At 39.9% G+C, this 12,375-nt stretch carries 9 protein-coding genes, 2 tRNA genes and 1 pseudogene; 7 read left to right on the top strand and 5 right to left on the bottom strand.

What is annotated here, in order from left to right; genetic code table 11:
* Positions 1-31: 31 nt before the first annotated feature.
* The gene (locus MKL38_RS11520; RefSeq protein ID WP_270903322.1) at positions 32-2,218 is read right to left on the bottom strand and encodes a solute carrier family 23 protein; all 2,187 of its coding nucleotides are present in this window, start codon (positions 2,216-2,218) and stop codon (positions 32-34) included.
* A 298-nt stretch (positions 2,219-2,516) separates the two neighbouring features.
* A complete protein-coding gene (locus tag MKL38_RS11515; RefSeq protein WP_270903321.1) occupies positions 2,517-4,865 on the bottom strand; it encodes a Tex family protein in 2,349 nt (782 codons plus the stop codon).
* Positions 4,866-5,533: 668 nt separating this feature from the next.
* Between MKL38_RS11515 and ompR the strand changes: the two genes are divergently transcribed.
* The 5 genes and pseudogenes from ompR to MKL38_RS11490 all read left to right on the top strand — a co-directional run bounded on the left by ompR (position 5,534) and on the right by MKL38_RS11490 (position 10,041).
* Complete coding sequence (ompR, locus tag MKL38_RS11510) at positions 5,534-6,298, top strand: osmolarity response regulator transcription factor OmpR (protein WP_000060753.1); 765 nt, start codon at positions 5,534-5,536, stop codon at positions 6,296-6,298.
* A gap of 17 nt (positions 6,299-6,315) precedes the next feature.
* The gene (locus MKL38_RS11505; protein WP_005038215.1) at positions 6,316-7,773 is read left to right on the top strand and encodes an ATP-binding protein; all 1,458 of its coding nucleotides are present in this window, start codon (positions 6,316-6,318) and stop codon (positions 7,771-7,773) included.
* 27 nt (positions 7,774-7,800) lie between these two features.
* Positions 7,801-7,929 (top strand): annotated as a pseudogene (locus MKL38_RS11500) (hypothetical protein).
* Between the two features lie 35 nt (positions 7,930-7,964).
* On the top strand, positions 7,965-9,479 hold the full coding sequence (locus MKL38_RS11495) for an acetyl-CoA hydrolase/transferase family protein (RefSeq protein ID WP_270903320.1): 1,515 nt from the start codon (positions 7,965-7,967) through the stop codon (positions 9,477-9,479).
* Between the two features lie 130 nt (positions 9,480-9,609).
* A complete protein-coding gene (locus tag MKL38_RS11490) occupies positions 9,610-10,041 on the top strand; it encodes a GNAT family acetyltransferase (RefSeq protein WP_004789884.1) in 432 nt (143 codons plus the stop codon).
* Positions 10,042-10,202: 161 nt separating this feature from the next.
* On the opposite strand, the gene MKL38_RS11485 is transcribed toward MKL38_RS11490, so the two are convergent.
* From MKL38_RS11485 to MKL38_RS11475, 3 genes are all read right to left on the bottom strand, one after another.
* Positions 10,203-10,278, bottom strand: a tRNA-Phe gene (locus MKL38_RS11485).
* A 126-nt stretch (positions 10,279-10,404) separates the two neighbouring features.
* A tRNA-Phe gene (locus tag MKL38_RS11480) sits at positions 10,405-10,480 on the bottom strand.
* A gap of 105 nt (positions 10,481-10,585) precedes the next feature.
* The gene (locus tag MKL38_RS11475; protein ID WP_003653877.1) at positions 10,586-10,969 is read right to left on the bottom strand and encodes a GNAT family N-acetyltransferase; all 384 of its coding nucleotides are present in this window, start codon (positions 10,967-10,969) and stop codon (positions 10,586-10,588) included.
* Positions 10,970-11,070: 101 nt separating this feature from the next.
* Between MKL38_RS11475 and hisB the strand changes: the two genes are divergently transcribed.
* Positions 11,071-11,664, top strand: coding sequence for an imidazoleglycerol-phosphate dehydratase HisB (gene hisB / locus MKL38_RS11470; protein WP_004639787.1), 594 nt, complete (start codon positions 11,071-11,073; stop codon positions 11,662-11,664).
* On the top strand, positions 11,664-12,281 hold the full coding sequence (gene hisH, locus MKL38_RS11465) for an imidazole glycerol phosphate synthase subunit HisH (protein WP_270903319.1): 618 nt from the start codon (positions 11,664-11,666) through the stop codon (positions 12,279-12,281). The genes hisB and hisH overlap by 1 nt, the downstream gene beginning before the upstream one ends.
* Positions 12,282-12,375 lie beyond the last annotated feature (94 nt).

The following is a 12,375-nucleotide window of genomic DNA, read 5'->3' as shown; positions in this document are numbered from 1 at the left end:
TAAATAAGGCGCTTTTTTATTAAAGAATTTATCAGTCAAGAAACTGAACGTGCCCTGTTTTTACATCGTAAATTGCACCCACAACTACGATCTCACCTCGATCAACCATATCTTTAAGCACACTGCTATTATTAATAATGTACTGGATGTTGTAATGAACATTCATTGCTGTCACTTGGCTAATAAAAGCATTACCTAATTCACGTGGCTGCATAATGTCATATACGCTATTAACCGAATGCATTAACGGTCCAAGCACATATTGAATATGTGGCATTTCCTTCACATCAGACACTTGCTTATGCTCTAAGCGTAACTGACATGCGCTCGTAACCGCACCGCAATCGGTATGCCCTAAGACTACAATCACTTTAGAGCCTTTAGCCTGACACGCAAATTCAAGTGAACCCAATACTTTTTGTCCAGCAATATTACCTGCGATTCGCAAGCTGAACAGATCACCAATACCCACATCAAAAATCATTTCGGTAGGAGCACGTGAGTCCATACAACCAAGGACTGCTGCGATCGGATGCTGCCCTTCATCTGCAGTAACTCGGATTTGTCGGTAAATATCTCGCTGTAGACGTTCATTTTTTACAAAACGTTCGTTCCCTTCTTTAAGTAAGTTTACAACCTGTTGAGGACTCAGCTTTTGTTGCAAATCATGTGTACTAATATCAATATCAAGCACCGCATCATCAACGTCTTGATAGTGCTGTTTGAACCCGACCAGTTTAAGATTTACTTGGCGTTTAATGGCAGTTTCACTTTGATAATCTTGAATAACTTGATATATATCAGGATCGATCGAATCACATTGAGTCGCATCAATAATAAGTTGCTGATGTTTATGTACATGTTCCAATGCTGAAATAAGCGCAGAACGATTAAGAAAGGTCACTTGTGATGGAAGTTCAATACGAGTCACTACACCATGCAAGCGCTTCTCTCTATAAACACGAATACCTTTATTAAAATTACCATAGAGAATAAAAGCACTACTGGTGAACAGACCAATTAAAATTCCCATTAAAAGATCGGTCAGTAAAATTGCAACCAAGGTAATAATAAAAGGTAAAAACTGTTTCCAACCTTTTTGATAAAGCTGTTTAAATAGTTTTGGATGAGTAAGCTTAAAGCCTGTCACGATTAAGATCGCAGCCAATGCAGACAGAGGAATCATGTTCATTAATGGCACGAAGAACAAAACTGCCAGTAGCAATAATACGCCATGAATAATGGTAGAGCATTTACTACGCGCGCCTGTATTTGCATTCACCGAACTACGCACAATAACCGAGGTCACGGGCATGCCACCAATTAAGCCCGAAATAATGTTACCTGTACCTTGTGCCCAGAGTTCACGGTTAGGAGGAGAAGAGCGTTTTTGAGGATCGATTTTATCTGCCGCTTCCAAATTCAATAATGTTTCTAAAGATGCCACGACAGCAAGCGTAACTGCTCCTGTGTAAATCATAGGCTCAGCTAAATAGCTAAAATCAGGGAAAATTAATACTTCTTCGGGTGCTTGCAATATATTCGGCAATTGAATGAGGTTATCAACTTGCACTGCCCAGGGTGAGCCAATACTCACCAAAATAAAATTTAAAACCGCTGCCAACACAACTGCAATCAGAGCAGAAGGTAAAGCTAGTTTTTTGAGTGGACTGCTATCCCACGCTAAAATTAAGAATAAACTGAGCAAACCAATGAGTGCAGCTCCTCCATCAAAACGCTGAAGAAATGCATCTGGCGTTGAAGTCCAAACCTGTTTCCATGAAAAATCAGAAAGACCAAACAGATAAGGCAATTGTGTCGCAATCAGGATGACACCAATGGCCGCCAGTAAACCCAAAATGACATTATTTGGAATAAAGTTTGCAAAAAAACCTAACTTAAATAATCCAAAGAGAATTTGTAGAACACCTGCGAAAATAATACACAATAAAAAAGCGGCATAATTGCCGCCTAATTGTTCTAACTGTACAAGGATGACAGCAGTTAGTCCTGCTGCTGGTCCGGCTACACTGATGTGGGAACCACTCAGTAAGCCAACAATAATACCACCAACAATACCAGCAATAATGCCAGAGATAATGGGAGCTCCTGAGGCTAAAGCGATACCCAAACACAGCGGTAATGCCACAAGGAATACGACCACTCCGGACAGGAGATCTTTTAAATGAAATCTATTTTTCAGGTTTAAAACCGACATAAAACAACCATTTATAATATAAAGAAATAAGCAAAGTTGTACTATTACAGCCTGAAAGTGATTAATTGCTTCAAGGCTTGGTTGATGGTGTCGGACAACTGGATATCGTTAAAGTTGAGTTATGCTATAACGTTGTATATTTGATTGTAGGTTTCACAACGTTTTGTTGATCTTAAGATTCACCTCATCTTTACGACTGCGATTTTTTTCTTATTTGCTTTTATAGAACTGTTAAAAAATAATTCTTAACCCATAAAAAAAGCCTCCGATTGGAGGCCTTTTTATCAATTAAAAACTCTTATTTAGAGCCTTTAATCCCTGCTTGTAGTAACAATGCACCTAAACCGCCAATCTTTTGTTCTTGTGGTTTATCTTGCTTGCTACGCTGAGGACGTTCAGCTTGATCTTTACGCGGTTGAGGACGCTTAGCTTGAGGTTTACGCTCAAAACGCTGTTCTGTATTTTGCTCACGACGTGGTGGACGCGGCGCTTTAACAGGCGCAGAACCTTCAGCACGCATACTTAAGTTCACGCGGTTACGTTCAACATCAACCTGCATAACACGCACTTGTACAATCTGGCCCGGTTTTACAACTTTATGCGGATCAGATACGAATTCATTTGCTAATTCAGAAATATGAACTAAGCCATCCTGATGTACACCAATATCAACAAAGGCACCAAAGTTTGTGACATTAGTGATCACACCTTCAAGCTGCATACCTTCTGTCAATTGACCAACTTCAGTAATATCTTCACGGAATTTAGCAGTACGGAACTCTGGACGTGGGTCACGACCCGGTTTTTCAAGTTCAGCTAAAACGTCTTGAATTGTTGGTAAACCAAATTTGTCATCAACAAATTCATCAGCTTTTACTTGGCGAATGATTTCGGTATTACCAATGATGTCTTTAACAGTTGTTGCTTTTGCTGCAACAATTTTCTCAACAAGACCATAACTTTCAGGGTGAACAGAAGAGGCATCTAAAGGTTCAGAACCATTTTGAATACGCAAGAAACCAGCTGCCTGTTCAAAAGTACGCTCGCCTAAACGTGGTACGCTTTTCAACGCTTGGCGGTTATCAAAACGGCCATGCTCTTTGCGGTATTCAACAATTTGTTGAGCAATTGCCTTGTTTAAACCTGCGATATAAGCCAAGATTGCTGGTGAAGCGGTATTTACATCAACACCGACAGCATTCACACAGTCTTCTACCACTGCATCAAGTGTTTTTGCCAAACCAGTTTGGTTCACATCGTGTTGATATTGGCCCACACCGATTGATTTCGGATCAATCTTAACAAGTTCAGCAAGTGGATCTTGTAAACGGCGAGCAATAGAAACTGCACCACGAATTGAAACGTCAAGTTCTGGAAGTTCTGCCGACGCAAGTTCACTTGCAGAGTAAACAGATGCACCCGCTTCACTTACAGTGATTCGTGTTAAATTCAGATCAGTATTCGCAGCCATCATTTCAGCAACAACAGCTTCTGTTTCACGGCTAGCTGTACCATTACCAATTGCAATGAGCTCTACATTATATTCACGGCATAGGCGTGCAAGTTCAGCGATTGAGCCTTCTTTATCTTCTTTTGGAGCAAATGGATAAATCGTGCTGTGAGCAAGTACATCACCTGCATCGCTGATCACTGCAAGTTTCACACCTGTACGAATACCAGGGTCAACACCCAAAGTCGTACGGCTACCAGCTGGTGCTGACAATAATAAATGACGAAGATTTTCAGCAAATACCTGCATTGCTTCTGCTTCGGCAGTAAGACGTTTTTCTGTCAGCAATGAATGTTCGATTTGAGGACGAATCTTACCTAACCAGAATAATTTTGCAGTTTGCTTTAAGAAATCCTGACGTGCTTGAGGTTGAATTTGCTCAAGGTTGTATTCAGTTTCAATACGCGCCAATGGTGCATCATCTTCACCATCTACTTTCAAACCCAATACGTTTTCTTGACGACCACGTAACATCGCCAATAAACGATGAGAAGGTAATTTGTTTAGACCTTCAGAGAATTCAAAGTAATCACGGAATTTTTTACCAACTTCTTTCTTTTCTTCAGATGCAACTGCACTTTTTAAAACCGCAGTTTTTGCAAAAGTTGTTTTTAATTCTGTAGTAAGTGAAATATTTTGTGCCCAGTCATCAATCAGAATATGCTGAATCGCATCTAACTGACTTTCAACATCTGGGTAGTCTTCGTGACTGAATCCAGCCAATGCTTCTGTTGGGTCAACTTGTTCTGCAATAATTTTTTCAGCAATTGGTCCTAAACCTGCTTCTTTTGCTTTAAAAGACTTACTTGTACGCTTAGGGCGATACGGTGCATAAATTTCTTCTAAAGCATTTTTTGTTTCGGCTGCATTCACCCGCGCCAACAAGTCATCACTCAATTTATTCTGTTCTTGCAATGACTGAATAACCTTTTCACGGCGCTCATATAAATCACGTAAATACGCTAAACGAGTATCTAATTGGCGTAACTGCGTATCATCTAAACCTTGTGTTACTTCTTTACGGTAACGGGCAATAAATGGAACACTGGCACCTTCATCAATTAAGCGGATGGCAGCTTCTACTTGGTTTGGACGTACGGCAAGCTCACTTGCCAACTGCTGAACTAAGTCAGTCATCGTGTTTGATCCCACAAGGATAAAGTTTAAAAGCACTGATTATAAAGACCAAGCCCATAAAATCCACACTTGTTTGCGTATTCAAAACGTTTTTTTGTATTGACTCTGAATATTTATAGTTTTTACGACTACTAGAGCACATAAAAACAGGAGTTCAAGTATGAAAAAGTTGAGGCTGAGCTCTGTTTTTTAATCTTTATAAAATATAAACGTAGGCCTTGTGTCATGAAAGTGACAAAATTTTATTATAAATTATGAGAAAATGATCATATTGATACATTCCTCAAAAGCTAAAAATATAGCGATTCAACAACGTTTTATTCGTCCAATCTTTTAACAAACCCAACTATCTACTTACTTCAACAATTAAAAACTTTATAACAACCAAGTTGATTTACCTAAAATAACCTATTTGAAACAATTAGTTATTACTATTTAATTATTAAAAATTTATCAAATATTTAAGTATTTGTTTTTTTAGATCAGTCTTTGCTAAATTATGGGCTTAAGATGTTGTTTTTTGGTTTCAAACCACCTTGAAAATTGTAATTTTGAGCAAATTGATACATAGTCTTAACGAGAACATCAGCATTATACTGAGGGCTTGCTGGCAATAAGCCTGACCGACCCAATAATATATAAATTATGACTTTAAAAGGGAGTACATCATGAGTTTAGTTGTACCTGCTGAACATCCTGAAACCGTACACAACGAAACGGATCGTGTCGAACGTATTTTAGTGGTCGATGACGATGTGCGTTTACGTACCCTCTTGCAACGTTTTTTGGAAGATAAAGGCTTTGTTGTAAAAACTGCCCACGATGCTTCGCAAATGGACCGTTTATTACAACGTGAGTTATTTTCACTTATCGTACTCGACTTTATGTTGCCAGTTGAAGATGGTTTGAGTATTTGCCGTCGTTTACGCCAATCAAATATTGATACACCTATTATCATGTTAACAGCGCGTGGTAGCGATTCAGACCGTATTGCAGGTCTGGAAGCTGGTGCAGACGATTATTTACCAAAACCATTTAACCCAAATGAACTTTTAGCCCGTATCCGTGCTGTATTGCGTCGCCAAGTTCGTGAAGTTCCCGGTGCTCCAAGCCAACAAGTTGAAGTTGTAAGCTTTGGACCATGGTCTTTAGACTTATCTACCCGCACGCTGACACGCGAAGGACAAATCGTTACCTTAACGACTGGCGAATTTGCAGTATTAAAAGCATTGGTACAACACCCACGTGAACCATTAACGCGCGACAAACTCATGAATTTGGCTCGTGGTCGTGAATGGGGTGCAATGGAACGTTCAATTGACGTCCAAGTATCTCGTCTACGTCGTTTAATTGAAGATAATCCTGCACGTGCACGTTATATCCAAACTGTATGGGGCGTGGGTTATGTATTTGTTCCAGATGGTGCGGAATAAGCTTGAGATAAAATAGAGTGAGTTTAGAACCAATCGCGCCACAAAACTTTACTGACTACGCTACCTACTCTGAACGGAAACGAACTCGGTGGGAACGTTTTCTCGACAAAATTAAGCCACGCTCTGCTGCCATGCGTACCACCATTCTGGTACTGCTGGTGGTATTTTTTAGCTTGTTTATGTCGTTATGGTTCTTTTGGCGCACCCTCTATTTACCTGAAATTCAACAACACGCCCGTTATTTAGCAGTTGAACTTGAACTCGTCAACAATCCAGATATACGAATTTTTCATCGTGACAACGAAGTTGATGTTGATACGTGGTTACGTAATCGCGTTGGTATTGAATACGTTACCAACCCCAAAGAATATCCAAGCGTCCGCGATAAAGTTATTGCTGAGTTTTTTACCAATCAGATCGAACAAAAACTGGCAAATGAGATTGGGACGAAGGATGTTACGGTTTACTTCCAGTTTAAGCCTAGCCCACGCATCTGGATTCAAACACCTGAAATGCACGGGAACTGGGTCCGTGAACCTTTAAAAACCTATGCCAATTATAGCCCTGAGCTATTAGTTGGTTGGATCGTTGGTGTTCCATTACTTTCAGCTATTATTATTCTGATTTTAGTTAGGCAGATGAACCGCCCTTTACGTCGTTTGCAAAATGCTGCCAATGAATATAGTAAGGCTGGAACAGCTCCCTATTTAGATACTAATCATGGTCCACTGGAAATTCGTCAGGTGAACCAAGCCTTTAACCGCATGGTTTATACGCTTGACCAAACTGAGCGTGAACGACGTATTATGCTGGCCGGCATTTCACATGATCTAAGGACTCCTCTTACACGTATTCGCTTAACGGCGGAAATGTTACCTGATGAGTTTTTACGTGAAGGTCTGGTCTATGACGTAGATGATATGGATGCGATTCTTAATCAGTTCATTTCCTATATGCGTGATGGCTCAGATGAAGAATTGAAAGACACCAATATCAATATGCTTTTGCAAGAACTTGTTATCCAGTTTAAGCCACTTGATATTCACTTCGAAATGCAGGATGTGCCAATTATTCCGGCACGTAGCCTTTCTTTAAAGCGACTTATTGCCAACCTGATTAACAATGCAAAACGCTATGGTGCTGAACCGATAGAGCTCAGTGCAAAAGTTGAAAATGAACATATTTTAATTACTGTTGCCGATCATGGTGAAGGTATTCCAGCAGATCAAATAGAAGAGTTAATGCAACCTTTTGTTAGAGGAAACTCGGCAAGAACAGTTCAAGGAAGCGGTCTTGGTCTTGCGATTGTCAAACGTATTGTTGATATTCATCATGGTGAAATTCAAATTCATAACCGTGAACAAGGCGGTTTAGAAGTTATTATTTCTTTACCTATCCCGAAACCAAGCACTGAAGAAAATAGCTCGATCAATCCATTAGAAAAAATAAAACAAACTTTGAGTGAGCGCTTTTAATTTAACCAGTTAGTTATTAAAAGCCTCATTTTAAAGACAAATAAAATAATTAAAAATCAATAAAATAAAAACTATAAATATATTTTATACCACCATTTATTTACAAAATTAGACCTTAGCCTAACACCTATGCACTTTTCAATTTTTCATAGCTAAAATCCCCTATGTTTTGACAATTCTGAGGATGTCCAATGTCTTTAAGTCGTATTCGCCTAGCTTCTCTTCATGACAAGGTCATCAGTGCTGAACAAGCTGCACAATTCATCGAAGATGGAATGACCGTAGGTATGAGTGGTTTTACTCGTGCTGGTGAAGCTAAAGCTGTTCCACAAGCACTTGTAGAACTTGCAAAGAAAAATCCGTTAAAAATCACGTTAATTACGGGTGCCAGCTTAGGTAACGACTTAGACAAACAACTCACGGAAGCAGGTGTTTTATCTCGTCGTATGCCATTCCAAGTGGACAATACCTTACGTCGCGCCATTAACAATGGCGAAGTTATGTTTATTGACCAACATTTGTCTGAAACTGTTGAGCAAATGCGTAACCAACAGCTTAAACGTCCTGATGTTGCAGTGATTGAAGCAATTGCAATTACTGAAGATGGCGGCATTATTCCAACGACTTCTGTGGGTAACTCTGCAAGTTTTGCTATTTTTGCCGAGAAAGTAATTGTTGAAATCAACACATCTTTAAGCGAAAGCTTTGAAGGTTTGCACGACATCTACATTCCCACCTATCGTCCAACACGTACTCCAATTCCATTAACAAAAGTGGATGAGCGCATTGGTACATCAGCAATCCAAATCGATCCTGCAAAGATTGTCGGTATTGTATTTAACGATACGCATGACTCACCATCAACGGTAACTCCGCCAGATGATGAAACTCAAGGCATTGCAAACCACCTGATCGCTTTCTTTAACAAAGAAGTTGCTGAAGGTCGCTTACCAAAAAGCCTTGGCCCATTACAAGCAGGTATCGGTTCTATTGCCAATGCTGTATTAACAGGCTTAAAAGATTCTGACTTTGAAGACCTCATCATGTACTCAGAAGTATTACAAGACTGTACTTTTGAATTAATTGATGCAGGCAAAATGAAATTTGCTTCTGGCAGCTCAATTACACTTTCTGCAAAATGTGGCGAAAAAGTTTTTGGCAATATTGAAGCTTACAAAGACAAATTAGTACTTCGTCCACAAGAAATTTCTAACCACCCTGAACTGGTTCGCCGTTTAGGTATTATCGGCATTAATACTGCACTTGAGTTTGATATTTACGGTAACGTGAACTCGACTCACGTGTGCGGTACTAAAATGATGAACGGTATTGGTGGTTCAGGTGACTTCGCTCGTAACGCTCACTTGGCGATCTTTGTGACTAAATCAATTGCTAAAGGCGGCGATATCTCTTCTATCGTGCCAATGGTGAGTCACGTTGACCACAGTGAACACGATGTTGATATTTTAGTGACAGAGCAAGGTTTAGCAGACTTACGCGGTTTAGCACCTCGTGAACGTGCTCGCGCTATTATCGACAATTGTGTACATCCACTTTACCGTGATGCATTAAATGATTACTTTGATCGTGCATGCGCTAAAGGGGGACATACGCCTCATTTACTTCGTGAAGCATTGTCTTGGCATGCAAACTTCGAAGAAACAGGTCAAATGCTTCAAGCAGCACCAGTTGCAAAATCAGCTTAAATAACTGGTTTAATTCAAGCACTCCTATGGGGGTGCTTTTTTATTTGTTTAAATTATTCATAAAATACTGCTCAAGCCCGAATTTTTATTTTATCTTTTCAGCACATCAAAACAAAAAGTAGAAATCCATATGTTTATTATTCGTCAATTTACAAATGCGGATCTGGAAGATGTCGTTATTTTATGGGAAAGCTGCGGCCTGACTCGTCCTTGGAATAATCCTGAAACCGATATTTTCAGAAAAGTCTCACAACAAGATGATTTATTTTTGGTTGCCATTAAAGATGAGCAACTCATTGGCACGCTTATGGGCGGCTATGACGGCCATAGAGGCTGGATTAATTATTTGGCTGTTCACCCCCACCAACAACGCTTAGGAATAGCTACAGCGCTCGTTCAGCAGCTTGAAAAGCGACTGATTGCTCGGGGCTGCCCAAAACTACAATTATTGGTGCGTAAAGATAACCTAAATGTACTGAATTTTTATGAACAGCTCGGCTATGACGAAGTAGAAGCGGTATGTTTAGGAAAACGTCTAATTAACGATAGTTCACATGATTAGGCCCTTACTTGTTATAGCTTTGACATAATAAGAACTTGGGGATAAGTGACAGTGCTTGTGGATAAATCTCATTTTACCCACAAGTAAGAAAATGATTTGTTCACATAAAACAATAGGCATGAAAAAAGCCTCATACGTTATGTATGAGGCTTTTTCGAATATGGTGGCGAGACCCAGGATCGAACTGGGGACACACGGATTTTCAATCCGTTGCTCTACCTACTGAGCTATCACGCCGATGGCCTGTATTAAGCCGTATCTCAGAACAATAGTCAACTATTATCCTGAGTTTTTGATTTAAATGAGTATTTTTTATACTCAAAAAAAATCCCTGATGGGATCAGGGATTGAAAACACATATAATGGTGGCGAGACCCAGGATCGAACTGGGGACACACGGATTTTCAATCCGTTGCTCTACCTACTGAGCTATCACGCCGAAGTGGGCGTATTAAACAATGTTTATATGATCACGTCAAGCAACTTCCGTGTTTTTTGTAACAAGTGATTATTTTTAAATCACCATCACATACGAACTGGACTTTTAATGGTGTAATTTACCAATATGAGCCAAACAGCGATGAATAGCACCACAACCCGGCTCAAAAATTTTCACGCCTTTTGACTCTTCTATACGACAAGCTTCTTCAACTAAACGCTCTGCTACCCCACGACCACGGTTGGCAGGATGCACAACAATATATTCAAGAACCTTGCTTTCGCCTTGTCCTGAAGACCACATTGCCCCTATAATTTTGGTGTTAAATTCGGCAGTGTATAGCGTGGTATACTGTTGTAAATCTTGTTCAAGTTGTTCAATCGCATCGTGCCCGTCACCAAACTCCGGACTTGTATCATACAGTCGCTCAAGCTGATCGCGAATCTCTGAATTATCTAGAGAACTATAAGCATGTACGGTAATAGGCATTGATTAACCCTCCTGAGCAAACTATGATGCTGTCACGAATTCGTCACAGCGAAATTATCGTTACATCCAATCATTTTTGACGTTTTTTGAGGAACGTGTCCATGACGCAACGTATCAGTGAAGTGGTTAGAAATACCAATGAAACCAAAATTCGAGTTCGATTAAATCTCGACGGTACTGGTCAAGGCACACTAAACACTGGAGTTCCATTTTTAGACCATATGATTGACCAAATCAAGCGACATGGCTTATTTGATATCGATATTCATTGTGACGGAGACCTCGATATTGACGATCACCACACCGTAGAAGACTGTGGAATCACGCTTGGACAAGCTTTTGCACAAGCTTTAGGCGATAAAAAAGGTTTAAAACGCTATGGTCATTTTTATGCACCATTAGACGAAGCCTTGTCTCGTGTTGTTGTAGATTTATCTGGTCGTCCGGGTTTATTTATGGATATTCCATTTACCCGTGCACGAATCGGTACGTTTGATGTCGATTTATTTTCTGAGTTTTTCCAAGGTTTCGTAAACCATGCGCTTATGACCTTACACATCGATAATTTGAAAGGTAAAAATAGCCACCATCAAATTGAAAGTGTGTTCAAAGCGCTAGCTCGTGCTTTACGTATGGCATGTGAAGTTGATCCACGTGCAGAAAACACGATTGCATCGACAAAAGGTAGCCTCTAATGACACGTATCGCGTTACTTGATTATGGCATGGGCAATCTACACTCAGCAGCTAAAGCACTTGAGTATGTGGGCGCTACAGTCGATGTGACCAATGAACCAAAATTAATTGCACAAGCCGACAAAATTGTTTTCCCGGGTGTTGGCGCAATGCGCGACTGTATGCAAGGTATGCGTGAAGCAGGCATTGATGAAGTCGTACGTAAAGCTGCTTTTAATAAGCCAGTTCTTGCGATTTGTGTGGGCATGCAAGCATTACTACAAAGTTCTGAAGAAAATGGCGGTGTAGATGCTCTAGGTATTTTTGACGGCGTAGTAAAACACTTCCCTCAAATGGAAGGGTTAAAAGTGCCTCATATGGGTTGGAATCAGGTTCACCAATTGGACCCAAGCCACCCTATGTGGAACAACATCGAACAAGATGCACGTTTCTACTTTGTACATAGTTATTATGTCGAGCCAAAAGATGAAAGCGTTGTGGCTGCGACCTGTGACTATGGCGTGAACTTCTGCACAGCAATTCACAAAGATAATTTATTCGCGACTCAATTCCACCCAGAGAAAAGTCATACTGCTGGTTTGCAGTTACTTAAAAACTTTGTGGAATGGAATATTTAATCTCATTTAAAACTGAAAAAGATCAGGTCTAGATGGCCTGATCTTTTTTTTTATTTATAATAATAACCAATCACTTATAAAATGATATTTTATT

The organism is Acinetobacter sp. AOR14_HL, assembly GCF_027855175.1.
GTDB lineage: Bacteria > Pseudomonadota > Gammaproteobacteria > Pseudomonadales > Moraxellaceae > Acinetobacter > Acinetobacter calcoaceticus.
This window is presented reverse-complemented; position numbering and strand designations above follow the sequence as displayed.